This is a genomic window from Cryobacterium sp. PH29-G1, assembly GCF_030063365.1.
Lineage (GTDB): Bacteria > Actinomycetota > Actinomycetes > Actinomycetales > Microbacteriaceae > Cryobacterium.
On the sequence record NZ_JASISY010000010.1, the window covers coordinates 14,943 to 41,480 of the forward strand.

General features: G+C 64.0%; 23 protein-coding genes and 2 riboswitches. Of the genes, 7 read left to right on the plus strand and 16 right to left on the minus strand.

From position 1 onward, the window contains the following. Positions 1-19 precede the first annotated feature (19 nt). Entirely contained in the window at positions 20-628 is a 609-nt protein-coding gene (locus QMK22_RS12665) for a PH domain-containing protein (protein WP_283498009.1), read from the plus strand. Positions 629-648: 20 nt separating this feature from the next. Here QMK22_RS12665 and QMK22_RS12670 read toward each other — a convergent pair whose 3' ends face one another. The 7 genes from QMK22_RS12670 to QMK22_RS12700 all read right to left on the minus strand — a co-directional run bounded on the left by QMK22_RS12670 (position 649) and on the right by QMK22_RS12700 (position 11,578). Continuing rightward, entirely contained in the window at positions 649-1,695 is a 1,047-nt protein-coding gene (locus QMK22_RS12670) for an ABC transporter permease (RefSeq protein ID WP_283498010.1), read from the minus strand. Continuing rightward, positions 1,695-3,227, minus strand: coding sequence for an ABC transporter permease (locus tag QMK22_RS12675; RefSeq protein ID WP_283498011.1), 1,533 nt, complete (start codon positions 3,225-3,227; stop codon positions 1,695-1,697). Before QMK22_RS12675 ends, QMK22_RS12670 begins: the two co-directional genes overlap by 1 nt. A 139-nt stretch (positions 3,228-3,366) precedes the next feature. Continuing rightward, positions 3,367-5,136 carry an ABC transporter family substrate-binding protein gene (locus tag QMK22_RS12680; protein ID WP_283498012.1) on the minus strand — a complete coding sequence of 590 codons (1,770 nt, stop codon included), beginning with the start codon at positions 5,134-5,136 and terminating at the stop codon, positions 3,367-3,369. Positions 5,137-6,142: 1,006 nt separating this feature from the next. Then, positions 6,143-7,891 (minus strand): dipeptide ABC transporter ATP-binding protein, encoded by a 1,749-nt coding sequence (locus tag QMK22_RS12685; RefSeq protein ID WP_283498013.1) that lies wholly within the window; start codon positions 7,889-7,891, stop codon positions 6,143-6,145. Next, the gene (locus tag QMK22_RS12690) at positions 7,888-8,835 is read right to left on the minus strand and encodes an ABC transporter permease (protein WP_283498014.1); all 948 of its coding nucleotides are present in this window, start codon (positions 8,833-8,835) and stop codon (positions 7,888-7,890) included. Before QMK22_RS12690 ends, QMK22_RS12685 begins: the two co-directional genes overlap by 4 nt. After that, positions 8,825-9,754 carry an ABC transporter permease gene (locus QMK22_RS12695; protein ID WP_283498015.1) on the minus strand — a complete coding sequence of 310 codons (930 nt, stop codon included), beginning with the start codon at positions 9,752-9,754 and terminating at the stop codon, positions 8,825-8,827. The genes QMK22_RS12690 and QMK22_RS12695 overlap by 11 nt, the downstream gene beginning before the upstream one ends. A 171-nt stretch (positions 9,755-9,925) precedes the next feature. Continuing rightward, the gene (locus QMK22_RS12700) at positions 9,926-11,578 is read right to left on the minus strand and encodes a peptide ABC transporter substrate-binding protein (protein WP_283498016.1); all 1,653 of its coding nucleotides are present in this window, start codon (positions 11,576-11,578) and stop codon (positions 9,926-9,928) included. Positions 11,579-11,920: 342 nt separating this feature from the next. Here QMK22_RS12700 and QMK22_RS12705 point away from each other — a divergent pair, with 342 nt between their 5' ends. Beyond that, entirely contained in the window at positions 11,921-12,721 is an 801-nt protein-coding gene (locus QMK22_RS12705) for a CPBP family intramembrane glutamic endopeptidase (RefSeq protein WP_283498017.1), read from the plus strand. Positions 12,722-12,822: 101 nt separating this feature from the next. On the opposite strand, the gene gcvP is transcribed toward QMK22_RS12705, so the two are convergent. The 4 genes from gcvP to QMK22_RS12725 all read right to left on the minus strand — a co-directional run bounded on the left by gcvP (position 12,823) and on the right by QMK22_RS12725 (position 18,286). After that, positions 12,823-15,723 carry an aminomethyl-transferring glycine dehydrogenase gene (gene gcvP, locus QMK22_RS12710; protein ID WP_283498018.1) on the minus strand — a complete coding sequence of 967 codons (2,901 nt, stop codon included), beginning with the start codon at positions 15,721-15,723 and terminating at the stop codon, positions 12,823-12,825. Between the two features lie 8 nt (positions 15,724-15,731). Then, positions 15,732-16,103 carry a glycine cleavage system protein GcvH gene (gene gcvH / locus QMK22_RS12715; RefSeq protein WP_283498019.1) on the minus strand — a complete coding sequence of 124 codons (372 nt, stop codon included), beginning with the start codon at positions 16,101-16,103 and terminating at the stop codon, positions 15,732-15,734. Between the two features lie 44 nt (positions 16,104-16,147). Next, positions 16,148-17,326, minus strand: a complete 1,179-nt coding sequence (gcvT, locus tag QMK22_RS12720; RefSeq protein ID WP_283498020.1) for a glycine cleavage system aminomethyltransferase GcvT — start codon at positions 17,324-17,326, stop codon at positions 16,148-16,150. Between the two features lie 73 nt (positions 17,327-17,399). Beyond that, positions 17,400-17,499: riboswitch (glycine riboswitch) on the minus strand. Between the two features lies 1 nt (position 17,500). Continuing rightward, positions 17,501-17,596, minus strand: a riboswitch (glycine riboswitch). Positions 17,597-17,677: 81 nt separating this feature from the next. Next, positions 17,678-18,286: a DNA-3-methyladenine glycosylase I gene (locus QMK22_RS12725; RefSeq protein ID WP_283498021.1), complete on the minus strand. Its 609-nt coding sequence runs from the start codon at positions 18,284-18,286 to the stop codon at positions 17,678-17,680. Positions 18,287-18,451: 165 nt separating this feature from the next. Between QMK22_RS12725 and QMK22_RS12730 the strand changes: the two genes are divergently transcribed. Both QMK22_RS12730 and QMK22_RS12735 read left to right on the plus strand, forming a co-directional pair. After that, a complete protein-coding gene (locus QMK22_RS12730; protein ID WP_283498022.1) occupies positions 18,452-19,474 on the plus strand; it encodes an ABC transporter ATP-binding protein in 1,023 nt (340 codons plus the stop codon). Further along, positions 19,471-20,304 (plus strand): ABC transporter permease, encoded by an 834-nt coding sequence (locus QMK22_RS12735; RefSeq protein WP_283498023.1) that lies wholly within the window; start codon positions 19,471-19,473, stop codon positions 20,302-20,304. The genes QMK22_RS12730 and QMK22_RS12735 overlap by 4 nt, the downstream gene beginning before the upstream one ends. Positions 20,305-20,308: 4 nt before the next feature. Here QMK22_RS12735 and QMK22_RS12740 read toward each other — a convergent pair whose 3' ends face one another. Then, positions 20,309-20,911, minus strand: a complete 603-nt coding sequence (locus tag QMK22_RS12740) for an LON peptidase substrate-binding domain-containing protein (protein WP_283498024.1) — start codon at positions 20,909-20,911, stop codon at positions 20,309-20,311. Positions 20,912-21,040: 129 nt separating this feature from the next. Between QMK22_RS12740 and QMK22_RS12745 the strand changes: the two genes are divergently transcribed. Beyond that, positions 21,041-21,397: a LysR family transcriptional regulator gene (locus QMK22_RS12745; protein ID WP_283498025.1), complete on the plus strand. Its 357-nt coding sequence runs from the start codon at positions 21,041-21,043 to the stop codon at positions 21,395-21,397. 204 nt (positions 21,398-21,601) lie between these two features. Here QMK22_RS12745 and QMK22_RS12750 read toward each other — a convergent pair whose 3' ends face one another. Genes QMK22_RS12750 through QMK22_RS12760 form a run of 4 tightly spaced genes read right to left on the minus strand, consistent with a single transcriptional unit; the run spans position 21,602 to position 24,564 of the window. Next, entirely contained in the window at positions 21,602-23,266 is a 1,665-nt protein-coding gene (locus QMK22_RS12750; RefSeq protein ID WP_283498026.1) for an ABC-F family ATP-binding cassette domain-containing protein, read from the minus strand. Positions 23,267-23,307: 41 nt separating this feature from the next. Continuing rightward, positions 23,308-23,979 (minus strand): SAM-dependent methyltransferase, encoded by a 672-nt coding sequence (locus tag QMK22_RS12755; protein WP_283498027.1) that lies wholly within the window; start codon positions 23,977-23,979, stop codon positions 23,308-23,310. Positions 23,980-24,022: 43 nt separating this feature from the next. Continuing rightward, positions 24,023-24,139 (minus strand): DUF8730 family Cys-rich protein, encoded by a 117-nt coding sequence (locus QMK22_RS17580; RefSeq protein WP_502857651.1) that lies wholly within the window; start codon positions 24,137-24,139, stop codon positions 24,023-24,025. 56 nt (positions 24,140-24,195) lie between these two features. Beyond that, positions 24,196-24,564, minus strand: coding sequence for a rhodanese-like domain-containing protein (locus QMK22_RS12760; protein WP_283498028.1), 369 nt, complete (start codon positions 24,562-24,564; stop codon positions 24,196-24,198). Between the two features lie 195 nt (positions 24,565-24,759). Between QMK22_RS12760 and QMK22_RS12765 the strand changes: the two genes are divergently transcribed. Beyond that, on the plus strand, positions 24,760-26,088 hold the full coding sequence (locus QMK22_RS12765; RefSeq protein WP_349361066.1) for an MFS transporter: 1,329 nt from the start codon (positions 24,760-24,762) through the stop codon (positions 26,086-26,088). A gap of 42 nt (positions 26,089-26,130) precedes the next feature. Beyond that, positions 26,131-26,511 (plus strand): thioredoxin family protein, encoded by a 381-nt coding sequence (locus QMK22_RS12770; protein WP_283498029.1) that lies wholly within the window; start codon positions 26,131-26,133, stop codon positions 26,509-26,511. Positions 26,512-26,538 lie beyond the last annotated feature (27 nt).

Below are 26,538 nucleotides of genomic sequence, written 5' to 3' on the forward strand. Positions count from 1 at the left end.
CATCTGGCAGCATGGCTGCATGCCCGTCGCCGCCGACCCGAATATTTTTTACTCGCGCTTCAACCGCATCATCGCCGCCATTTTCGCCGCGGTTACCGCGATGTCCGCACTGAGCCTGTTCCTGCTGCCGACGGCATCGAACCGCTGGTTGGTCGTTCCGGCCCTGTTCGTGATGCTGTTCGTCTGGGAGATGCTCTGGCGCCCCACCCTGCAGGTGGACGATCAGGCCGTCACCATCCGCAATCCCCTGCGCACCATCGTGGTGCCGTGGGCCGCGCTCGTGCACGTCGACACTAAATTCGCGCTCACCCTGTACACACCGGGCCGCAAGTTCGCGGTGTACTGCGCTCCTGCGCCCGGCCGCAGCCTCACCAGTGCCGGACGACGAAAGACCACCGACCCCGTGCCCTACCTCACCGGCGCCCCGCGCCCCGGTGACCTGCCCAGCAGCGAGTCCGGCGAGGCGGCGCACCTGGTGCGCGCACGCTGGGACGCCCTGCAGAGAAGCGGCCGGGTGCAGGGCGGCCTCGCGGCGCAAACCCCCGTATCGGTTGTCTGGGCTTGGGGTCGGGCGGGCGTGCTTCTGACCGGCGCTGCGGCATCCATTGTGGCCATTCTTCTGTCCTAAGAAGCAAGAATTGCGCGGCGTCACGGCCGGTCCTCCAGCTCCGGTTCCGGCCGGGTTTCGCGCATCTTGCTGAGCTTGAACCGGCGGTGTCGCGGGTCGAAGGCGTCGCGCAGACCGTCTCCGACAAAGTTCACCAGCAGCGCGAGTGACACGATAAACGCACCGGGCCACCAGAACAGCCATGGCCGGGTCTGGAACGCTGATTGGTTGGAGCTGATCAGCAGGCCGAGCGACACATCGGGCGAGCGGATGCCGTAGCCGAGATAGCTCAGGGCCGTCTCCAACAGAATTGCCGAGGCCATGATCAGCGTCGCCGAGACGATGACCACGCCCATGGCGTTGGGCAGGATGTGTTTGAAGATGATGCGCATGTCGCTGGCACCGGCCACGCGGGCGGCCTCCACGAATTCGCGTTCGCGCAGCGAGAGAAACTCGCCGCGCACCAGCCGGGCGATGCCCATCCAGGAGAAGAACCCGAGCATGATCGCGAGCACCGGAGCGCCCAGACTGCCGAACCAGTGGCCGACGACGGAACCGATGACCAGCGCCGGAATCACGATGAACACGTCGGTAATCCTCATCAAGACGGCGTCGACGGTGCCGCGATAATAGCCGGCAATGGCCCCGACGAACACGCCGACAACGGTCGCGATGAGTCCCAGCACGACCATGACGAGTGCGGAATTCTGGATGCCGCGCATGGTCATGGCGAAATAGTCCTTGCCGATGCGGTCCTGACCGAACGGATGCTCGCCCAGAGAGATCCCGTTGCCGCCAAGAAACTGTGGCAGCACGGAGAGCGTCGGATTGCCGCCGTTCTCCTGCGGGTTGAGCGCCTTGTATCCGTACTTCCACCAGCCGGGAATCGGGCCGAGACCGATGGCAGAGAAGGAAAACAGAATAATAAGCAGCAGGATGATGACCGAAACGACGGCCACCTTGTTGCCGACGAATCGACGCCAAATCAGGCGCCCCTGGCTCTCGGGAACCGAGCTCGCCACGGCGAGTTCATCGGCGGGTGTTTCAGTGGGAGGCGGTATGGGCCCCGCGCCAGTCGGTGTGGACATTAGCGAATCCTCACTCTCGGGTCGAGCCCGGCATAGGCCATATCGGCCAGAAAATTGAAGGTGATCGCCATGACGGCCACGATCAGAAAATAGCCCATGACCGGGTTCAGGTCCCCGCGGTCGAGCCCCGCATTGAACAGGCTGCCCATCCCGGGAATGGCGAAGACCTTCTCGGTGATGATCGCGCCACCGAGCAGAGCCCCAACGTCGAAGGCGACGAGGGTGGTCAGCGGAATCAACATGTTTCGAAAGGCGTGCCGCACGATCACGGTGCGTTCCGGAAGCCCCTTGGCCCGGGCGGTGCGAATGTAGTCGAGGCTGAGTACTTCGAGCATGCCGGCTCTGGAGTACCGGGTATAGCCGGCGAACGAGATCAGCAGCAGCGAGATGGTCGGCAGGGTGAGATGCGCGAAGGTGTCGAGGCCGGTCAGCCAGACATCGCCACTCAATCCCGGGGTCTTCGAGCCGACAGTTGCGATCGGGCGCCCATTGGTAGCGATGAGCAGTGCGCCCCAGGACTGCATGAAGCGGTCAAGCAGAACCACGGCCCCCGATAGGAGCGCCGTGACGATACCGACCCGCATATTCTGGCCACGGTCATAACCGCCGGCCAGAAACCCGCTCAGGAGCCCGACGGCCGCGGTGGCCAACGCCAGGATGATGAGGGTGCCGGCGCTCGAGACGTCGAACAGGTGCTGCAGTGTGAAGTAGGCCACGAGGGCGATGACCGCGTTGATGCCCGCAGTGATCAGGGCCCGACGGTTGCGGAGGCCGGCGAGCAGGGTTGCGGCACCAAGGGCGATCGCGGCGACCAACACCACGACGGGGATAGCGCCGAGGCCTGGGTGCATGAACCACCCCGTTGCGCTCATCAACAGCAAGACCCCGGATGTCGCGAGCCCGGACACTAGAAACACGACGAGTCGGCGCCGGCCGTCACCGCCGAGAAGGGATTGCCAAATGGCACCGACAACGAGGCCGATGGCGACGAGCGCGACGCTCCCAATCACGGGGTCACGCAAAAAGTCGTTGAACCCGATGGCGATAAATTCTTTGAGGAGCACTGCCACGAGGAATGCGGGCAGGGAGTACAGGAAGAAACTGATGAAGGTGACCGTGTTGTCCAGGCCGCTGTATTGGCGCAGCGCGGTGATGATGCCAATTGTCACGCCGAGCAGAATGGCGAGGACGAGTGCGAGAGTGACCAACTGCACCGTTGCGGCCAAGGCGTTGGGCAGGATGTCAATCACCCGAGCATTGGAAATCGTGGAACCGAGGTCGCAGGCGTTGGCGAACGGGATGGCGCATTTGGCTACCCCGCCGATCCAGAGCACCCAGCGCAGCGGCGGGGGCACGTCAAGATTGAGCAGCGCCACCCGAGCGTTGATGAGTTGCTGCTTGTTGGGCGAATTGCTGCCCTGCAGGTCCTGGAGCGGCTGCGCCGAATACCCCACCATGACGTACATCAGAAACGATGCTGCGACCAGAATCAGAATAGAAACGAGAATTCGTCTCAGGACAAAGCTCACCATGCCGGGACTACCTCACTGTCGGAGTTGGTTCACTGTCGGAGTTGTTCGCAATCCTGATCGGAAGACGAAGCCGGATGGCGCCCGACCCGCGAGTTGGGCTCCTGGGCGAACCCAGGAGCCCAACTCGCTATCGAGCTATCTAGTTATTGACGGACCATTCCCAGAAGTTCCAGAACGGACCGGTCTGGTTGCCCATGTACTCCACACCGCTCACGCGCTTGGAGACACCGAACACGCCCGGCAGCTGGAACAGCGGAAGGCCATAGGCATCCGCGAACATCTGCTTGTCCATCTTCTTTTCCAGGGCGATCAATTTGTCGGGATCCAGGGTCGTCTGGGTCGCGATGGCATCGGCGTTCGTTCCCGTGTACCGGTTGTAGTTTCCACCGCCGTCGGTCGAGAAGATCTGTGAAATACCGGCCGAGCCGACACCAGGGCTGATCCAACCGAAGAGCGAGGCGTCATAGTCGCCGCCCTCAAGCAGTGAGCTCCAGTCGGGCGAGCCCACGTCGACAACGGTGATGCCTGCCTTGGCAGCGGATTCCTGAATTGCCTGGAATTCGTCGACCCGGTTCGGGTTCTTCGTGTTGTAGAGAATCCGAACCGAGGGAGTCGCACCGGCCAAGAGCGCCTTGGCCCCGTCGATATCAACATCGGCGTAGTCCTTCGAGCCGTTGTTGGCAACGGAATCCGCGTAGGGCTCGTTGGCCGGAACCCAGATCTGCGAGTTCAGCACCTTGGCGTCGGGGTTGACCGGCGTCACGATGGAGTCGAGGATCTGCTGGCGCGGTACCGTCTTGAGGAATGCCTGACGAACGGCGAGATCAGCGAAGACCGGCTGGTCAAACCGCAGGTCGAGGTGGTCGTAGGAGACCTGGTCGCCGGTGAGTACATCGGCTCCGGTATTCTCCAGCGCGGTCAGGGTGTCAGCGGATGCCTGCGGGTTGATGATGTCGACCTCGCCGTTTTGCAGCGCTGTGACCTGGGCGTTGGCGTCGGGAATAACACGGAGGATCATCTTGTCAATCTTGGGAATCATGCCTCCGACGTAGTACTTGTTGCGCTCCAGCGTGAACGACTGGCCGGGAGTCCAGCCGGTCGGCACCATCGGTCCGCTCGAGACGAGCAGGTCAGGGTCGGTCGGGAAGGCGGTCACGTCATAGCCGGTGTTCACGAAGTCAGCGGCAGCCCGAAGTGTGGGGTCGGGCGCGGCAGGGTTGGCCCGGTCGCCCTTCGGCAGGCCCTTGAGCAGAGCGGTCAAGTCGGCCGCTGAGCTCAGTCCGGCCTTCTTGGCCACGATGTGGGCGGGCTGGCCGATCGGGTTGACCAGCTCCCAGTCCACGTAGGGTGTGCCGTAGACGAGGGTCATCGACAGGTTGTCGTCACTGACCGTGGGGTAGGCGGTGGTGTCCAGACCGGCCGTGCTGGCCGCGATCTCGAAGTACGTGGTGCCGGTCGCGACCTCACCCGTGGCCTCATCGACGGTGGAGCTGTCGTAGTAGCCGGACTGGGTCGCCCACGACAGCACCATATCGTCGGCCGTCACGGGCTCGCCGTCGGACCACTTGTCATCGGGGTTGAGAGTGTAGGTGACGGTCTGCGGGTCGTCGCTGGTTTTCTTGAAAGTGCCGAACTTGTCTTCGCGCACGATGTTGAAGTCTTTGTCGATGTACGAGAAAGCGGAGCCGTAGTTACCCATGAGGTACCCGACCTGGCCGTTGGTGTCGAGGTTGGACTGCGGAGTCTGGTTGTTGAACGACGTGAAGTCGTTGACCACGGCAACCGTCACCGTGCCGCCGCCGCTGGCGGAATCCGAGTTGGTGCCGGTGCTGCCTGATGTGGTGCATGCGGTCAGGGCGAGAGCAGCGACACCGAGAACGGCGACCCCGCTGAGGCTCTTCCTGAACATTTTTCCTCTGATGGACAAGATTCCTCCTGGGCGAAATAATCATCGGCGCACGGCGCTGGGGCCGCGAGCAGATCGTGGTTTGCTACGACCATAGAGAGAAACCGTCGCTGTGCCAAGCAATTGGCGGAACTGTTATGAAATAGCTCCATTCTTTTTCGTTCAAGTCGGGCATTTTGCACAAATACTGCGTTCCGTCAGTCGTCGCGCTTACTTTGCATCGTTTGGTGCGGCTCGGAGCGACGATAATCAGCGGGCGCCCGCGCCGGGCGGCAGGTGCCGTGGCGGAGAGTCGACCAGCAGGTGATGAAGCGGCGGAACCGCTCCCCTAATCCACCGAAACTGAACGTGACCTCCGAGTTCGCCTTTGATTTCGTGAGGGGACATATACGTTTATAAGCGCAATGGTCCTGACCAAAACCACTTTCTGAACGGAGATATCTATGAAGACGAAACGGAAGTTCATCGCGGCTCTCGTCGGTGCCCTGCTGCTGGTAGGCGCCCCTATCGGTGCGACCGCGGCCTCAGCGGTTCAAGATCAAGGGGATCCAAGCAACGGCTACCCAAGCCCGAACCCGCCTACTTCTCCGATCCCTGATTCAATACCCTGGGTTTGTTTCCAGTGGGGGCCGGGGCCGGAACCGGGCGCCTCAGTACACAAGTACATCGTGTGGTGCCCCGAGGGTGTCTTTCCCGGCACGATTTACGGCAGCGACGGCGTGAAATACGGTGAGGTCGCGTGGACGAATTGCGGAAATGGTTACCCCAAGGACCACATGTTCAATGACTGGTCGTGCAACGCAACCTGGAAGAGCTACCCGTATCCCACTTCGTTCTAGCTAGTCTCTCGGGCGGTGTCCAGCATGCCTGACGTTTCTGGCGCAGCTGGGTACCGGCCCGTGACTCGACGTCGAGACCTACGGTGACACACCCCACACCAACGAGTGACAGACCACAGGCCCGACCGGGATCGTTCCCCAGTCGGGCCTGATCGTAATGTTGGTGCGGACTACCGTCCGAACTCGAAGTTAGCTCCGGGGATCGCCCCCAGCAACTCTTGGGTGTAGAGCTCACGCGGTTTCTCGAAGACCTCGTCGGTGGGCGCCGCTTCGACGATTCGCCCCTTCTGCATGACACAGACGTTATCGGCGACGAGGCGTACCACCGCCAAGTCGTGCGTGATGAACAGGTAGGTCAACCCGAGCTCCGACTGCAACTCGGTAAGGAGATTCAGAATCTGCCCTTGCACGAGCACATCCAGGGCAGACACGGCCTCATCCAGAACGAGAACATCGGGTTTGAGGGCCAGAGCGCGCGCAATGGCGATTCGCTGGCGCTGACCGCCGGAGAGCTCGCTCGGGTAACGGAACTGTGTCGTGGCTGGAAGCGACACCTGGTCGAGCAACTCGAGTACACGCTTCTGACGTTCTTTTCTGGATCCCACTTTGTGTGCCAGCAGAGGTTCCGCGATGGTGTTTCCCACGTTGTACTGCGGGTCGAGCGACCCATACGGGTCTTGGAACACCGGCTGCACGCGGCGGCGAAAGTTCAACAACTCGCGCCCGGTCAATCCGGCGACATCACGCCCGTCGAATTCAATGCGCCCGCTCGTTGTGCTCTCCAACTGCAGAATGAGCTTGGCCACCGTGGACTTACCCGAACCGGACTCCCCCACGATCGCAGTGGTGGTACCTTTCTCGACCCCGAACGATACGTCGTTCACGGCGAGGAGTTCGTCGTAACGCAGACCCGACTTGCGGATGCGGTACTTCTTGGTAATGCCCTCCACGGAGATCAGGGCCTTGCCCGAGGCTGCCAGCTCGCGGTCGGTAGCCCGACGAATCAAGGCCGTATCGGTGCCGCCAGCCGAAAAGATTTCGGTGGTCGGAGCATCCTGATTCTTTTTCGCCTGGATGCGCCGTGACGCGAGGCTTGGTGCCGCTGCCACGAGGCGCTGGGTGTACGGATGCTGGGGGTTGGCAAGGATCTCTTGCGATGGGCCCGATTCGACCACCTTTCCCTTGTACATCACAACGAGCTGTTCGGCACGTTCGGCGGCGAGGCCGAGGTCGTGCGTGATGAACAGCACGCTCGTGCCATAGTCCCGGGTCAGAGTCGCGAGGTGATCGAGAATCTGACGCTGCACGGTGACGTCGAGGGCGCTCGTCGGTTCATCGGCGATGAGCAGCTTGGGACGAGCCGATAGCCCGATGCCGATGAGCACACGCTGACGCATTCCGCCCGAGAACTGGTGCGGATATTGCTTGAGTCGGTCGGCGGCATCAGCCAGCCCCGCCTCTTGCAAAACCTCGATGGTGCGCTGCTTGAGGACTTTGCCACGGACGTCACTGTTCGACCGAATCGCTTCCGCGACCTGAAAGCCGATATTCCACACGGGGTTCAAGTTGCTCATCGGGTCTTGCGGCACGTAGCCGATCTGACTGCCACGCACGGCCTGCATCTCTTTGGGCGTGAGCCGGGTCAGATCACGGCCCTGGAAGAGGATTTGCCCGCCGGTCACCGTTCCGGTGCCGGCAAGCAGGTTAATGATTGCCTGCGCCGTGGTGGTCTTTCCGGATCCGGACTCCCCCACGATGGCGAGTGTCTGGCCCGGATAGAGCGTGAGGCTCACGCCACGCACCGCGGGAACGATTCCCCGCTGGGTACGGAACCCCACCTCAAGGTCTCGGATTTCCAGGAGCGGCGCGGAGTCGGTCGACGGGGACTGGTTCACGGTTTCGTTCACTAACTGGGTCATCGGCGTGCCCTCGCTTGGGGGTCGAGCGCATCACGCAAAACGTCACCGAGCATGAGGAATGCCAGCACGGTCAAGGACAGCGCGATCGACGGGTAGAGGAGAACCTGCGGACTCGTGCGGATGGATGTCTGGGCTTCGCCGATATCGCGCCCCCACGACATCGTGCCCGGGCCGAGGCCGATGCCCAGGAAGGAGAGTGTGGCCTCCGCAACAATGAACGTTCCTAGCGAGACTGTCGCGATGACAATCACGGGTGCGATGGCATTGGGAACCACATGCCGGAGCAGAATTTTGAACTTCGATACACCGAGCGCGACGGAAGCCACAACGTAGTCCGAATTGCGGGCGGTCAGCACGGCACCACGCATAATGCGGGCTACCTGTGGCCAGGCAAACATCGAAATCACCAGAGCGATGACAACCGGGGTACGGTCCGGCAGCACCGACAGCAGCACGATGGCGCCAAGCACTGTCGGAACGGCAAAGAAGATATCGCCGACGCGCGAGACCACGGCGTCGAGCCACTTTCCGTAGTAGCCGGCAAGGGCACCGACGATGAGGCCGAACAGGGTCACGATGACCGCTGCCAGAAGCCCGACAGTGACCGAGGCGCCGGTGCCGAAGATGATTCTGGAATAGACGTCACAGCCCTGAAATGTGAATCCGAGGGGATGCCCGGATTGCGGTAATCCATTGCTGTTCGACAGCTGACATTGCGTTGGGGAAACCGAGGAGAACAAGGCGGGGAAGAGTGCAACCGCAAGAATCAGCACGATGAGTCCGGAGGAGATCCAGAACGTTGGTCGGCGACGCATCGCGTCCCAGGCATCCGCCCAGGTGCTGCGTGCTTTCTCGGTCTCGTCGAGTCTGTCGATGGCAACGAGGGGGGTGTCTTCAAACGCTGCAACGAAGTGCGGCTGCGCGCCATGGTTCTTACTTGGCATAACGAATCCTTGGGTCCAGCGCCGCGTACAGCAGGTCGACGAGCAGATTGGCGAGTACGAAGATCACGACCATGACGGCGATGAAGGAGACCACGGTTGGCCCTTCTCCGAGCCGAATAGCCTTGAACACGGTTCCACCGACTCCGTTGATGTTGAAGATTCCCTCGGTGACGATAGCCCCGACCATGAGGGAACCAATGTCGACACCGAGAAAGGTGATCACGGGCACGAGCGAGTTACGCAACACGTGCACGGTCACGACGCGCGGTCGCGAGATCCCCTTGGCCGTAGCCGTTCGCACGAAGTCGGCGTTGAGGTTGTCAGAAACGCTCGCGCGCGTAAGCCGCACGATGTAGGCAAACGAAACGGATGCCAGTACCAGCGCCGGCAGAATCAGTTGGTCCCACGGGGCTGCTCCACTCACCGTGGTGCGCGCCCAGCCGAGCTGCACGCCAAACACGAATTGCAGCACAAAGCCAACGACAAAGGTTGGCACGCTGATCAGGAGCAGGCTCACGACGAGCGCACTCGCATCAAACAGCTTGCCCTTGCGCAGGCCGGCGATGAGACCCACGAGAATACCGAAGCCCGCTTCGAAGGCGAGCGCCAGCATTGCCAGGCGCGCCGTGATGGGAAAGGCCGAAGCCATGACCTCCGAAACTGACCGGCCGGAATAGGTCGTGCCGAGGTTTCCCTGAAAGAAATTACCGATGTAGAGCAGGTACTGCACCACAAACGGTTTATCGAGGTTGTACTCGGCGCGAATCTGCGCGATAACCGCTGGCGATGGCGGACGCTCGCCGTAGAGCGCCGAAATCGGGTCACCGGGCAGTGAAAAGACCATGAAGTAGATGAGAAAAGTCGCGCCGAAGAACACGGGGATCATCTGGAGCAAACGTTTGCCGGTATACCAGAGCATCAGCTCTCCATCGGGGAAGTCGCCACGAGGCTGGGCGGTACAGGTCGCCAAACAGCTCTACGCAGCATTACGAACGTCGGGGTCATGAAATATCGCAATCGTCAAAAGGTCACTCAAGAGGCCCGGGGTCTGAGCCCGGGCCTCTCGTGATGTCGTACTAGAAGCGAACTGTTAGTTCCTGGTGATCTCGAAGTAGAGCGGCACGGAATCCCACCCGAACTCGACGTTGCTCACGGTCTCAGACCAGACACCCGATGTGTTCTGGTACCAGAGCGGGATGGTCGGGAGGTCCTGAAGCAGCACTTCCTGAGCCTCGACGTACTTGGCGGTGGCGTCTTCAACGCTCGAAGCCGCAGCGCCCTCCTTGAGGAGCGTGTCGAACTCAGCGCTGCTGTAGCCCTCGTAGTTCGAGCCGGCACCGGTCTGGTACAGCGGGGCGAGGAAGTTATACAACGACGGGTAGTCGGCCTGCCAACCGGCGCGGGTTGCACCGGTCAGTGTCGACGCCTTGCGGTCATCGAGTGAGGCGGCGAAGGTCGGATACGGCTTGCCGACCGCAGCTATCCCGAGCGTGTTTTTGACGCTGTTCACAACGGCGTCGACCCAGACTTGGTGGGGCCCATCCGCGTTGTACGCGATGTCGAAAGTGCCGGTGTACGGCGAAATTGCGTCGGCTTCAGCCCACTTGGCCTGGGCCTCTTCGGGGTTGAATTCGAGAACTTCGGAGCCCTTGAGGGAATCCGAGTAGCCGTCGATGACCGGGGAGGCGAAGTCGGTGGCCGGGGTACGGGTGCCCTGGAAGACAACGTCGGTGATCTCCGCACGGTCAATCGCCATGGAGATGGCCGCGCGACGCAGTTTGCCTTCCTCACCACTCCAGTGCTCGAGGTAGTACGGCATGTTGAAGGCCTGGAATACCGCGGCGGGCTCGTTCACGAAGGTGTCCGGAAAGTCCGACTCGTAGTTCGCGAGGGCGGATTCGGGGATCGCGTCGAGCACATCGAGGTCGCCGCCCTGGAGAGCCGCATAGGCAGCCTCAAAGGAAGCGAAGAAGATGATGGTCAACCCGTCGTTGGCGGGGGTGCGTACCCCCGCATAGTCCGGGTTGGTAACGAGGTCGATCTGCACGTCGTGCTGCCAGGCATCAGCGCCAGCGAGTTCGTACGGACCATTGCCGATCGGGTTCTGGCCGAAGGCATCCATATCCTCGAAGGCGACGGCGGGCAAGGGCGAGTAGGCCGCGTAGCCCAGGCGGAGCGGCCAGTCGGCCTCGGAGCCGGCGAGCTCCACGGTGAATGTCGTGTCGTCAACAACGGTCAGGCCCGACATGGTCTGGGCGAGCGGGTCGGGAATCTGGAGCACCGCACCGGAGTCGTCCGTGGCTCCGGTTGGGTCGTCCTTGGTGTTGGCGACGTCGGTGTAGCCAACGATGTTGTCGAAGAAGCCGGACGATCCCTGCGCGTTTGTGACGAGCGCGCCGTAATTCCAGGCGTCAACGAACGACGAGGCCGTTACGGGCTCGTCGTTGGTAAAGGTCCAGCCGTCATTCAGTGTGACGGTCCAGTTGGTGGCGTCATCGGATTCGATCGACTGGGCGACCTCGTCCTGAATTTCTCCGCTCGCCGAGTAGGAGACCAGTCCGGCGAAGATTGACGTGATGATCTTTCCGCCGCCGACCTCCGTGGTGTTGGTCGGGATCAGAGACATCTGCGGCTCGGAGCCATTTGTGGTGATGATTGCGCTTCCATCACCCGATGTCGCTCCGCCGCTGGCACAGCCGGAGAGCGCGAGGGCTCCCGTGGACGCGAGAGCGAGGGCTAACATGCCCATTCTCCTGATTTTCAATTTCTGCTCCAATGCACAAATGACGCCCGACACAGCTCTTGACCTTGTCACGCGCCAATAGAGTCAACCCGGCAACGTTCTTTACCACCCCGGTCGGGGGGTTGTTAAGACCCTAGTTCGCAACGCGCCCATTATGGGTACTGACGGGCGAACCGTTACATGCACGCAATGTTTCGGCCAACTATTGAGCACACTGTCACAGAGCCTGCACTTATGTTGCACAGTCGGCACTGGTGCACGCCTGCACCGTTCGGGTGGTTCGGGGCGCTCAGCCGTGAATGGACGCACGGTAGCGACAGCTCGCGCTGGCAGGATAGAGCCATGCCGACCGCATCCTCCCCACGTCCGACTCCGCTTGACCGGACACTGCGAACGCGACTGATCTGGGAAGTCGGCATCGTGCTGGCCCTCTCCCTCGGGGCATCCGCTGTCTATTCGATCGTGTCGATCGTGGCCCGGCTGACCGATACGACACCACTCGCCGATCAGTCGGCCACGATCAACGGCTCGCAGTCGCCGCGGGAGTGGCTCGACTTCACCTACCAGTTTCTGGGCATCGCCTTCGGGCTCGCCGCGGTGGCGCTGGTGCTGTTTCTCTTGTGGCGGCCCGGACACAATCCGTATACCCGGCTCGGCTTCGACCTCACCCGGCCCGGCAAAGATCTGCTCGGCGGGTTCGGGCTGCTGCTCGTCATCGGCATTCCGGGCCTGGCGCTGTATCTGGCCGGACGCGCCTTCGGCTTCACCGTGGCCGTGGTACCCGCACCGCTCGATAGCTTTTGGTGGACCATACCGATTCTCGTCTTCGCCGCCCTCAAGGCTGCGCTGGTCGAGGAGATCATCGTGGTCGGCTACCTGTTCACCCGGCTGCGCGAACTCGGCTGGTCGACCTGGACCATCATCCTGAGCTCGGCCGTGCTGCGCGGCAGCTACCACCTGTATCAGGGCGTTGGCCCCTTTTTCGGCAACGTGGCCATGGGCGTGGTGTTCGGCTGGTGCTACACCCGGTGGGGGCGCACCATGCCGCTGGTGGTGACGCACTGGCTGCTCGACATACTCTCGTTCGTCGGCTACCCGCTCGCGCTGGCCTGGTGGCCGGGGCTACTCGCCCCCACCAGCTGAGGCTGGGCTTGACCGAGTTGAGCCCGCTTGCCCGATACGGGTGGCCGCTACGCCCGTAACCGGAGCGGCCACCCATTCGCGCGCTGTGGCGGGCGAAGCCCCTACTCGAACGCCTCCGGCGGCGGACAGGCGCAGACCAGGTTGCGGTCCCCGAAGGCGTTGTCGATGCGCCGCACCGGTGGCCAATACTTGTTGCGCACCAGCGACGCGAGCGGGTAGACCGCGGTAGCCCGGTCGTACGGATGCTCCCACTCCCCCTCGATCACGCACTGCGCGGTATGCGGCGCGTTGTGCAGCGGGTTGTCGTCGGCGCTCCAGCGGCCGGCGGCGACGGCATCCGCTTCGGCTTTGATGGCGATCATGGCGTCAACGAAGCGGTCGATTTCGCCGAGATCTTCGCTCTCGGTGGGTTCGACCATGAGGGTACCGGCCACCGGAAAGCTCATCGTCGGCGAGTGGAAGCCATAGTCGACGAGGCGTTTTGCCACGTCGTCAACGGTGATCCCCGTGGCCGCGGTGAGCGGGCGCAGGTCGAGAATGCACTCGTGCGCGACCAGGCCGTTTTCGCCCGAGTAGAGCAGCGGGTAGCTGTTCTCCAGACGTTTGGCAACGTAGTTGGCGGCGAGCACGGCGGCACCGGTGGCCAGTTTGAGTCCGTCGATGCCCATCATGCGCACGTACGCCCAGGAGATGGGCAGGATGCTCGGGCTGCCGTAGGGGGCGGCCGAGACCGGCCCGCCGGCGTGCACGACGGTTGCGGTGGATCCGGCATTGCCGAGCAGGTAGTGCTCGTCGCTCTGCGCGAGCGGGTGCCCGGGCAAAAATGGTGCGAGGTGCGCCTTGGCCGCAACCGGGCCGACACCCGGGCCGCCGCCGCCGTGCGGGATACAGAAGGTCTTGTGCAGGTTCAGGTGCGAGACGTCGCCGCCGAAATCGCCGTAGCGGGCGAAGCCGAGCAGGGCGTTGAGGTTGGCACCGTCGACGTAGACCTGACCGCCGGCCGCGTGCACGGCCGCACAGATGGTCGCTACCTCATGCTCGTAAACGCCGTGGGTGGACGGGTAGGTGATCATGAGGGCGGCGAGGTTTTCGGCGTGTTCGGCAATCTTGGCGTGCAGATCGGCCAAATCAACGTTGCCCAGCTCGTCACAGGCCACAACGACGACACGCATGCCGGCCAGGGCAGCGGATGCCGCGTTGGTGCCGTGCGCGCTCGATGGGATCAGGCAGACTGTGCGACCCGTCTCACCGTTGGACCGATGAAACCCTGAAATAGCGAGGAGCCCGGCCAGTTCGCCCTGGCTGCCGGCGTTCGGCTGCAGCGACACGGAATCGTAGCCGGTGACATCGCTCAGCCAGGTTTCGAGCTGGCGCACGAGGTGCAGGTAGCCCTCAACATCCGCTGCGGGTGCGAAGGGGTGGATTCCGGCGAATTCGGGCCAGCTGACGGCCTCCATTTCGCTCGCCGCGTTGAGCTTCATGGTGCAGGAGCCCAGCGGGATCATGCCGCGGTCCAGCGCATAGTCGTAGTCGGCGAGCCGCTTGAGGTAGCGCATCATGCTGGTCTCGGATCGGTGAGTGTTGAACACCGGATGGGTCAGGTACTCGCTCACCCGCTCAAGCTCGACCGGCAGCCCGTGCTGCACGCTGTCGAAGTCGACGTGCCCGAACGCGTCGCGACCCCCGAAGGCTCCCACGACGTAGGACAGGTCGGCGAGCGTGGTGGTCTCATCGACCGACACGCTGATGGTGTTCGGGTCGACCAGACGCAGGTTGTAGCCGCTGGCCGCTGCCTTCATCACGACCTCGGCGGCACCCGCCGGCACGTTGATCTGGAATGTGTCGAAGAACGCGTCACTGAGCACGTCGACGTCGATCGCCCGCAAGGCCACGACGAGCGCTCCGGCCCGCGCGTGCACCCGTTCGGCAATCGCCTTCAGGCCCTGCGGACCGTGGTAGACCGCGTACATGCCCGCCATGACGGCGAGCAGCACCTGGGCGGTACAGATGTTCGAGGTGGCTTTGTCGCGGCGAATGTGCTGTTCGCGTACCTGCAGGGCGAGGCGGTAGGCCGGGTGCCCGACCGAGTCAACGCTCACGCCGACGAGTCGGCCGGGGAGCTGACGTTCCAGCCCCTTCCGAACGGCCATATAGCCGGCGTGCGGTCCGCCGAACCCCATCGGCACCCCGAAGCGCTGGCTGGTTCCGACGGCAACATCGGCGCCGAGGTCGCCGGGCGACTTCAACAGGGTGAGGGCGAGCAGGTCGGCGGCCACGACGGCGAGCGCCCTGTTTTCGTGTGCGAGGTCAATCACGGACTGCGGGTTCCAGATGCGACCGGATGCTGCCGGATACTGCACGAAGACACCGAAATAGTCGCCGAGATCATCGGCCGTGGTCTGCTCGTTCAGTGCCACGGGGGCGAGCTCAATACCGAGAGCGGCGGCGCGATTGGCGAGCAGCGCGTGGGTCTGCGGGAAGGCATCTGTGTCAACGATGAAGCGGCGGGAACCGGATTTGGAGGCGCGCCGGGCCAGCAGCATGCCTTCCACCACAGCCGTGGACTCGTCGAGCATCGACGCGTTGGCCACGGCCAGCCCGGTGAGGTCGGCGATCATGGTCTGAAAGTTCAGGAGGGCTTCGAGGCGGCCCTGCGAGATCTCCGGCTGGTACGGCGTATAGGCGGTGTACCAGCTGGGGTTCTCAAATACGTTGCGCTTGATCACGGCCGGCGTGAACGTGTCGTAGTAGCCGAGGCCGATCATTGAACGTTTCACCGTATTGCGGCCGGCCAGGGCTCGAAGTTCGGCCACGGCCTCGTTCTCGCTCGCGGCGGGGGGCAGCGCGCTGTCCCCGTCCTGCCGAAACAGGTCGGCGTGGATCGAGGCGGGCATGGCAGCGGAAACGAGGTCTTCCACCGAGTCGTAGCCGAGCGTGGCGAGCATGTGGGACTGGGCGTCGGCATCGGTTCCGATGTGACGCTGCGTGAAGGCCTGGGTCATTGGGAGGTTTACTCCCCGACCAGGGCGGAATACTCGGCAAAGCTGAGCAGCGTGGGGAGGGTCTCGAATTCGACCTTGATCAGCCATCCCTCACCGAAGGGGTCGCTGTTGACAAGCTCGGGGGTGTCGATCACCTTGGCGTTGGTGGCAGTGACGGTGCCGTCCACCGGGGCGAACAGTTCGCCGACCGACTTGGTCGATTCGATCTCGCCCACCACGGTGCCGCCGGCAACGGTGCTGCCGACCTCGGGCAGTTCGACGAAGACGACGTCCCCGAGCTTCTCAGCGGCGTAGGCGGTGATGCCCACGGTCGCGACGCTGCCGTCGACCAGAACCCACTCGTGCTCGGCGGTGTACTGCAGTTTCGATGTGTCTGTCATGGTGTGCCTTTCACAGGTTTCACGGATTCAGAAAAGAAATCGGTCTACTTGACGCGCTTATAGAAGGGAAGAGATGTGACGGTGGCGGGAATGCGCGTGCCGCGAACGTCGACGTACACCTCGGTGCCGAGGCGGGCGAGGTCGGCGGTGACGTATGCCATGGCGATCGGGTAGCCGAGGGTCGGCGACAGGGCACCGCTCGTGATCACTCCGTCGCTCGCCTCGGCATCGAGGCTGCGGAAGATCTCGTAGTCTGCGCGGCCAGCACGCTTGCCGGCCGACATCAGGCCCACCAGAACGGATGCCCCGACCGGTGGGCCGACCTCGCTCGCGCTGCGGCCGACGAAGTCGTTCTCCTTATTCAGATTGACCACGCGGCCAAGGCCGGCCTGCGCCGGGAAGGTGGTGAGGTTCAGTTCATGGCCGTAGAGCGGCATGCCGGCTTCCAGCCGCAGTGTGTCGCGACTAGCGAGACCGGCCGGAACCAGACCCTTGTCCGCACCCGCAACTACGAGCGCATCCCACAGTTCACGGGCTTGGGCGGGCGCGAGATACAGCTCGAAGCCGTCTTCGCCGGTGTACCCGGTGCGGGCGACCAGCAGCGGCTGGCCGCGGAAGGTGGCATCCGATATGCGGTAATACTTCATGAAACGCAGGTCGGTGCCCACGGTCACGCCCTCGGTGGCATCAAGAATGGCGCGGGCGTTCGGACCCTGCACGGCGATGAGGGCGTAGTCGTCGCTCTGGTCGAGCACGCTCACGGTGAAGTCGGCGGCACGCGCCAGGAGTGCGTCGAAGGCGGCGAACCGGTTGCCGGCGTTGGCCACGATGAGGAACCTGTCGTCGTCGAGGCGGTAGACGACGAGATCGTCGATGATGCCGCCGTTCTCGGCGAGCAGCAGGCTGTACTTGGCCTGGCCGAGTTCGATGACCGAGAGCTTGCCGGCCAGGGCGAAGTCAAGGTAGGCGGCGGCGTCCGGGCCCTCGACCAGGATCTCGGCCATGTGCGACAGATCGAACAGGCCGGCCTCGTGGCGCACCGCGTGGTGCTCAGCGAGGTCGCTCGAGTAACGCACCGGCATTTGCCACCCGGCGAAGTCGGTGAAGCTCGCACCGTTGTCGACGTGCGTTTGGTGCAGCGGCGAAAAACGCTCAGTGCCTACCAAAGACGGTGCGTCTTCGGAGGACGAGGGTGCGGAGGTGCGAGAATCGGCCGATGTCATGAGTTCTCCGGGTGACAGGGCCGAACAGGTGCGGCCGCGGCTGGTACGACGCTCGGTTGAGCGTCGCGGGAACTCCCCCTCTGTCGCTCGTGCCTGAGAGCTTCACCAGCACCTGAGCGCTGATTTTCACCGTGGGCGAGACCGTTAAGCGCCCGGTCTACTTTTCAGAGTGGCCAGTTCGATGCGGTACGAGTACCTGAGAGATTGTCGGGGAGGATTGCTCCTTCGGTGTTCGCACGCCGCAGCGCCGAACTCTCCCGCATCGTCCATATGGCCCGATATTTAGTTAGCGTGGTGCAGCCGATACGTCATCGTGATCGCTACTGCTGCCCAGCCTAGCCCCACACGCCGCTAGCTCCACACCCCACTGCTGCCGCGGCGATGACTGCCCTGCAGATGGGTATCGATCATGCCGATCGCCTCCATCAGAGCGAACATCGTCGTCGGACCGACGAAGGCGAACCCGATTTTCTTCAGCGCTTTGGCGAGGGCGACGGATTCCGCGGAGCTCGTCGGCACGTCGGCCTGTGTGCGTGGCCGTGGCGTTTCTTCGGGTTGAAACCCCCAGACGAAGTCGACCAGCCCACCATGCTCGCGCAGCGCGAGAGTTGCCCGCGCGTTGGTGATGGTGGCGCGAATCTTCAGGCGGTTGCGCACGATCGCCTCGTCCTGAAGTAGCCGCGCCACGTCATCATCGGTGAAAGCAGCGACCACGTCGGGATCAAAGTCGGCGAAAGCGGTGCGAAACCCGGCACGCTTGCGCAAAATGATGGCCCAGGACAGCCCGGATTGAAACGCCTCGAGACTGATGCGCTCGAACAGGGCGTGTTCGGTACGCACCGGAATGCCCCACTCGGTGTCGTAATAATTTCGCAACATCGGGTCGACCGAGGCCCAGAAGGGGCGCCCGAGGCCGTCGGGGCCGACAACGGTGCCGGATACGGCTGAGATCTCTGTCATCTATCCCATTAGACACCAGCGGGCACACCCGGCGGCAGCCGAGATGCGAGGATGAGATCGATTTCGGCGTTTCCAACGTCGACGATCACTTTTCGGCGACGTGGCGCACTTCTCGGCGACATGTCAGAGGGGACTAAAATTTGCAACCAGAGCGAGGGAGACTTCATGAGCCACGTTGCACTCGACCCGTCCACAGGCGTTCGCGCCGACGGCACCCGGTCGGACGTGGCGATCGACGTGATCGACCTCGTCAAGCAGTTCGGCCACAATCGGGCGCTGAACGGTGTGACTTTTCAGGTACCGCGCGGCTCGGTGTTCGGAGTGATCGGTCCCAATGGCGCCGGTAAGACCACGATTATGCGTGCCCTTCTCGACATTATTCGACCGACCTCTGGACAGGCCACCGTGCTCGGTACCCCGTCGCGGAACGCGGGACCAGACTTGCGGCGACGAATCGGATATCTGCCAGGCGAGCTGATCCTCGAAGGGCGCACGAGCGGACGACGCCTGCTGGCGCACTACGCCGATATCTCGGGCCCGGTCCAGGCCGGCCACGTGCACGAGTTGGCCGAGCGGCTGGGGCTCGATCTGGATCGGCAGGTGCGCAAGCTGTCCAAGGGCAATAAGCAAAAGCTCGGCATTGTGCAGGCCTTCATGCACCAGCCCGAATTGCTCGTGCTCGATGAACCCACGAGCGGCCTCGACCCGCTTATGCAGCAGGAATTTCTGACGATGGTGCGCGAGGCCCAGAGCCGCGGTCAGACCGTTTTTCTTTCGTCTCACGTGATCAGCGAGATTCAGCAGGCGGCGGATGAGGTCGCTATTCTGCGCGACGGTCGAATCGTCACCATCAACACGGTGGACGAACTACGCAGCACTGCCATCCGTCACCTGCGCCTGGTGGCGAGCGGTATTCGCCCCACCGATCTCGCCGCCGTGCTGGGTGCACTCGAGGGTGTGACGACCCTCGAGTGCACGCTGACGCCGGCCGGTGATGCCGAGGCCGTCGCCACCCTGAGCGGCGAGATCGCGCCGTTCGTGCAGGCGATCTCGACCCTGCAGCTGAAGGACCTCATGCTGGAGGAGCCAGATCTGGAGGAGTCCGTGTTGAAACTGTATTCCGCCCCCGCCCACACGAGTTCCCCCTCGAGCCCCCCTTCGAGCCCACCGAGGGACGTGACCACATGACCGTCGTGCAGGACAGCGCGCCTACCGTGCGCCGGGCGCCATTGCCAATCTTCGGCAAGGTCTTCACCGATTCCTGGCGCGGGTTGGTGGGCTGGGCACTCGGGCTTGCCGCAGCCGCTTTTCTCTACCTCCCGCTCTACCCGAGCATCAGCGGGGGCTCTGCAATGCAGGACATCATCAAGAACCTGCCGCCGGAGCTGATCAAAACCCTCAATTACGACCAGATCGGTACCGGTGCCGGTTACGCGCAGGCCACCGTGTTCGGACTGATCGGGTTTGTGCTGATGACTATCGCGGCGACCAGCTGGGGTGCCAGTGCGCTGGGCGGCGACGAGGAGTCGGGAAGACTCGAGCTCACCCTGGCCCACGGGGTGACTCGAGTGCAGGTGGCCGCGGCACGGTTCTGTGCCATCGCGGTCAAGATCCTCGTCCTGTCCGCTCTGACATTCCTGTTCGTGCTGGCGCTGAATGATCCCGCCCAGCTTCAGATTGATCTGGGAAACCTGCTCGGTACGAGTCTTATGTTTGGCGGGGTGTCACTGCTGACGGCATCCGTGGCGCTGCTCGGCGGAGCACTCAGCGGGCGGCGCATCGGCGGTATCGCTGCCGGATCGGGAGTGGCCGTCGTCGGGTATATCTTCAACGCGCTCGGCAATCAGAGCGCGGGCCTGGAGTGGCTGCACAACCTGAGCCCGTACTACTGGGCCTTCGGCAGCAACCCGTTGAGTTCAGGCGCTGACCCGGCAACGATCGCGGCGTTCTACGCGCTCTCGCTTGTGCTCGCTGCAGCCGCAGCCCTGGCGCTGCGTCAGCGGGATATCGGGGTCTAGGCCGTCACCACGCACACGCGTCCGCGGCAGCCTGGGTGAGTTCAATGGTGTTGTCGAGCAGGGCCGCCATGTTCTCAGAGCGCAGCAGCACGATCTGGTCGAGCGGCCCGACCGGGGCGATCGCGGCGAGCTGCCAGGCCGCTGCGGTCGGATCGTGGGAAAGTGCCACGTCGGGCGACCATTCCTGGTCGGCGAACTCACTCGCGAGCGACAGGGTGCGCCGCACCAGCTGTTCGGCTTCTTCGCGGCGCGGCAGCAGCGAATCGTCCCAGTCCAGATCGGGCAGTTCGCGCACGGCGGCGAGCGGATACGGGTCCTCCGGCATCCACTCGGTCACCTCGATTCTGCGCTCACCCTGCACGACAAGACCGAGGTAGCCCTCTGGTGCTTCCAGCTGGGTGACCCGGGCGACCGTGCCGACGCTGAATCGACGCTCGCCGCCGCCGACCTCCTGTCCCCGTTCGATCAGAACAATGCCGAATTCGGCCGGAGGGGAATCCAGCACGCGGGCGAGCATCACGAGATACCGCTGCTCAAAGACCCGCAGTTGCAGGGGCATGTAGGGAAAGAGCACGGATCCCAGGGGAAACATCGGCAGGGTATTCATGCATCCAGCGAACCACGTCAGCGCTGTTACGCCTACCCCGAGCATCGGATGCCGGTAGGCGGTGGCATTTTCGACGCGTAGCCTTGATGTTCTGGCGCTTAATCCGCGCAACCCAACGAGAGGCTGTTCGTGGACATCACCCTGCTGGGCCACTTCGTGGCCGCCGCTGAGGCACCTGATTTTGCCCGCGCCGCGCAGGCGCTCGGAATTTCGCGCGACACCCTGAGCGCGTCGGTGAAGCAAATCGAGGCAGAGCTCGGCTATGCCCTGTTCGATCGTTCTGCCGAGCGCACGACGCTCACCGAGATCGGCTCGGTATTTCTGGTCGATGCACGACTGGAGCTCGCCCAGTCAGCGGGCCAGGGTGCCCGGCCTGGCAAGAATGGCGGTTCCGGTGGCGGCAAGGCAAAAGCCCACAAGGGCAAGGGTCGGGCTCCGGCCGTCAAGGGTCAGCCAAAGTTGGGCAAGAGGCGCCAGTCGCGCTAGCCGCGAAGCAGCGAGGCGCGACGGCGCAGCCACGCAGGCCCCGGGCCGCTCGCTGGCCTCGCTCGGATCGTCAGACGCGGCGCTTCTCGGGACGCGCGGGACTTGCGCCGGTACGCGGGAGGCCGAACTCCCGCGCACTGGCGCAACTCCCGCGCTGCGACCGGCAGCCCGCCGGCCCCGAGCGACGGGAATCGACCGGAACCATCAGAGTTCGGTGACCTGCCCCGCATTGACGTTCCAGTGTCGGTCGGTGTGCACGTGCTCGAGCATGCGCCGGTCGTGGGTGACCAGCAGCAGCGTGCCCTCATAGGCGTCGAGCGCCTGTTCGAGCTGTTCGATGGCGGCGAGGTCGAGGTGGTTGGTGGGTTCGTCGAGCACGAGTAGGTTGACGCCGCGGGCTTGCAGCAGGGCCAGGCCGGCCCGGGTGCGCTCCCCCGGCGACAGCTCATCAACCGGACGATTCACATGGTCGGCCTTGAGCCCGAACTTCGCCAGCAGGGTGCGTACCGCGGCCGGCGACAGCTCGGGAACGAGCACCTCGAAGCTCACGGCGAGGGGTCGGGTACCGGCCAGAAGCGCCCGTGCCTGGTCGATTTCGCCGATTGCCACGCTGCTGCCGAGGTGGGCCCCGCCGGCATCCGGCTTCTGACGACCGAGCAGCGCCCGCAGCAGGGTGGACTTGCCGGCGCCGTTAGGACCGGTGATGCCGATGCGTTCGCCGCCATTGACCTGCAGCGACAGGGGTCCGAGGGTGAACGTACCCTGCCGAAACTCGGCGTTGCTCAGCGTCGCCACAACGGCGCTGGAACGCGTGGCCGAGCCGATGGTGAACTCGAGCTGCCACTCCTTGCGAGGCTCCTCCACCTCATCGAGGCGCGCGATGCGGCTTTCCATCTGCCGCACCTTCTGAGCCTGCTTTTCGCTCGACTCGACGGAGGCCTTGCGCCGGATCTTGTCGTTGTCTGGCGCCTTCTTCATGGCGTTGCGCACGCCCTGACTTGACCATTCCCGCTGCGTTCTGGCCCGGCCAACGAGGTCGGCCTTTTTGGCTGCGAACTCGTCGTAGTTCTCGCGGTTGTGGCGCCGAGCCGTTTCGCGTTCCTCCAAATAGGAGTCATAGCCGCCGCCGAACACCCGATTCGCCCCCTGAGCAAGGTCGAGTTCGAGCACTCGGGTAACGCAACGGGCCAGAAATTCGCGGTCGTGGCTGACCAGCACCACACCGCCGCGCAGGCCCCGGACGAAGGCTTCGAGTCGCTCGAGTCCGTCGAGGTCGAGGTCGTTGGTGGGCTCGTCGAGCAACACGATATCGAATCGGGAGAGCAACAACGCGGCCAGTCCCACGCGCGCGGCCTGGCCGCCCGAGAGCGCGGTCATCGGGGTGTCGGCGGTGAGCGCGGCACCCAGGTCAAGACCCAGATCGGCGAGAACGAGCGGCAACCGTTCGTCGAGGTCGGCGGCGCCGCTGGCCAGCCAGCGCTCCAGCGCGGTCGAATAGGTGTCGGCCGGGTCGATTCCGCCGGCGGGCGGCGCGGTGTCTCCGAGAGCGGATGCCGCGGCATCCATCTCGCGGGTCGCCTCGGCGCAGCCGGTACGCCGGGCGATGTAGCCGGCGATGGTCTCTCCGGGAACACGTTCGTGCTCCTGCGGCAGAGCGCCGACGAAGGCATCCGCCGGACTGAGCGTGATCGTGCCGGCCTGCGGCTCACCCGATCCGGCCAACAGGTTCAACAGCGTGGATTTACCCGCGCCGTTGGCACCGACCACACCGATCACGTCACCGGGGGCGACCGTGAGGTCGAGCGATTCAAACAGGGTGCGGTGCGCGTAGCCGCCGGCCAGCCCCTTGGCCACGAGTGTTCCGGTCATTACTCCATATTCTCATTGCCCGGGGAGCCCGAGCGACCGGGTTAGACCGCAGTGGTGCGCCGGAGCGTCAGAACACTGTCGACGAGGTCAACGACCTGGCCGTCCGGGCCGGTGGCTGTGCGGCTGATGGCGGCCTTGGTGAGAATCGTCCAGTGCTCGGCGGGCAGCTCGAGCGAGGCGAGCACCTCGTCTGCGGTCGGCAGGGCAACGCCGTCGGGAGTGTGCTTGGACCACGGCGGAAACTGGGCATGGCCAACCACCAGGAGCACCCCGCCCGGCGCGACCGTGGCAGCGGCGCGGCGCAAAATGATCTCGCGGGGCAGCTCGACCGGTGACTGCAGAAAGTGTGCCGTGACGAGGTCGAATGGGCCCGTGGGCTGCCAGGTCGCCAGATCGGCGGCGACCCAGCGGATGCGGTCGCCCAGGCCCGCCGCAACCGCCGTGGCCTCACCGCGGGCGAGGGCGGTGGGGGCGATATCGACGGCCGTGACGGACCATCCGTTCTGCGCCAACCAGAGCGCATCGCCGCCCTCGCCGCTGCCGAGGTCGAGCGCGGTGCCCGGAACGAGGTCGGCAGCCTCGCGCTCCAGCGCGGCGTTCGCACGTCCGCTCCAGGCACGGTCACTCTCGCGATACCGGCCCTCCCAGAAGGTTGCGGCGTCCGCTTGCGGCTCTCCGTCATGCCGGTGCGTGTGACCGTCTGAAGTTGTCATGGCTCTACGATGCCCGGTATTGCCGGTCGGCGCAAAGCTCGCTCTACCGGCAGGTGCACTGCTGGCTGGTCGGAATGTCGGCCATGACCTCATCGACGTGCTGGCCGCAGCCGACCCAGCCGATTTTTGAACATTTTTCGCAACGAATAGGACTGCACATGGTGTCTCCTCAGTGATTGGTGATTGGTGATTGGTGATTGGCGGGTTGAACGCGGGTTACGGGGTGGTGACGATCGACAGACCAGTCGACGCGGAGGCGTCCGACATTCCGTGTGCGTCGGTCAGGCCGGTGAAGCCGAGGTCCGTCATGCGGGTGGTGGCCGCAGCCGACCGGTTTCCGGAAGCGCAATAGACGACGTAGTCGCCGTCCTTCGGGAGCGAGGAAATATCGGTGTCGAAGGTGGTCGACTGCACGTCGATGTTGATGGCACCGTCCAGGTGTCCGGCGGCGAATTCGCTCGGCGTGCGCACGTCAACGATGACGGTGCCCGCGGCCAGCTCGACCGGCTCGACTGCAGTAGAGCAGGCTGCCAGACCGAGCACGACGGTTACAGCGAGAGCCAGTACGGCGAAGGTTTTCTTCATGGGCTGCTTTCGATGGGGGTGATGCGGCCGGGCCGGTGCCCGATGATTACATACCCTAGGGGGTATATCGTCAAAAGGCAAATTTATGTTTTCGCCCGGTCGTGGTCCGGGTGAACTGCTCGCTAGAGTGAAGTTGAGGCGGCTCCCGAGATCGAGTCGCACGCCCGTCCGGGCCGCGACCAAGAGGATCAGACCGTGAATATCGACAGAACACCGGCCCAGCCCCTGGCTGTACCACCCACCTCGTCGCCGGCCGGGCAGCAGGACGGGCAGCAGGGCGGGTCAGGCGCTGAGCCGCAGACCGTTCCGATGCACACCGCATTGCAGAAACGCGTCGTGCGGGTGCTGATCGCCGGGCAGATTCTCGGTGGAATCGGCATGGGCGCAACCTTGTCATTGGGTGCATTGTTGGCCGCCGAGCTCTCCGGATCGAGTGCCTGGTCGGGCATGGCAGCAACCATGAGCACCCTCGGCGCCGCGATCGTGGCCGTGCCGCTGGCCCGCCTGGCGCAGGCGCACGGGCGTCGCGTGTCCCTTGCGACCGGTTCGATCACCGCGGGCGTGGGCGCCATACTCGCCATCACCGCGGTTGCCGTGGATGTCTTCCCCCTGCTCTTACTCGCACTCATGCTGCTCGGTGCCGGATCGGCCACAAACCTTCAGGCCCGATTTGCGGCCACCGACCTCGCCAGCCCACGTTTTCGAGCCCGCGATCTCTCGATCGTGGTCTGGTCGACGACCATTGGCGCCGTGCTCGGCCCCAACCTGTTCGGTCCGGGCGAAGCGCTCGGCGCCGCCCTCGGGCTTCCCGCGATGACCGGCGCATTTGCCTTTTCGCTTGCCGCCACGGTCGCTGCAGCGCTGGTCTATTCGCTCGGACTGCGACCAGACCCGCTGCTGACCGCTCTGGCCGCACGAACGAAAAGCGCGGGAATCCGTCGCGCCAGCGGCGGTCTGGCCATTCTGCGTGGCAATGCGGCGGCCCGCTATGCCGTGGTCGTCATCGCCCTCAGCCATGCCACCATGGTCGCGCTCATGTCCATGGCCCCCGTGCATCTGCGCGACCACGGGGCAACGCTGACCATCGTGGGGCTGACGATCAGCCTGCACGTCGCCGGAATGTACGCCCTCTCCCCCGTTTTCGGCGCACTCTCCGACCGCGTCGGGCGAATTCCGGTTATTTTCGGCGGGCAGGCCATGCTGCTGGTCGCGCTCACCGTGGCGTGGCTCAGCGACGGCACCCAGGGCACAATGACCCTGGGCCTGATCTTTCTGGGACTGGGCTGGTCGGCATCCGTTGTGGCCGGCTCGGCCCTCGTGTCTGAAGCCGTCGAGATTGAGGATCGTTCCTCGCTGCAAGGATTCTCCGACCTCTCCATGAACGCAGCCGGCGCGCTCGGCGGTGCGCTCGCCGGACCGATTCTGGCGCTGGCCGGATATTCGACACTGGGCATTTGCGCTATGGCCCTCGTCGTCGTCGTCGTTGTCTGGTCGGCAGTGCGCCTGCGCGCAACTCACGCCTAACCACTCATTGCACATATACCCCGTAGGGTATAAACTCGGACCATGGCAACCATCGACATCACCGAGAAAACATTCGACGCGACCATCACCGACAACGCCATCGTGCTCGTCGACTTTTGGGCAGGCTGGTGCGCACCGTGCCGCGCATTCGCCCCGACCTTCACCGCGGCATCGGAGAAATACCCCGAGATCACCTTCGCGAAGGTGGACACCGAGGCGGAGCAGGCTCTGGCCTCGGCCGCCGGTATTCGTTCCATTCCGACGCTTATGGCCTTCCGCGACAAGGTACTCGTCTTCTCCCAGCCCGGAGCGCTCAACGCCGCAAGCCTCGATGAGCTCATCGTCGGGGTGCAAGGCCTCGACATGGACGCTGTACACGCGAGCGTTGCTGCCCAGCAGGCCGGCGACCCGGTCACGCAGTAACGCAGTAACGCAGTAACGCAGTAACGC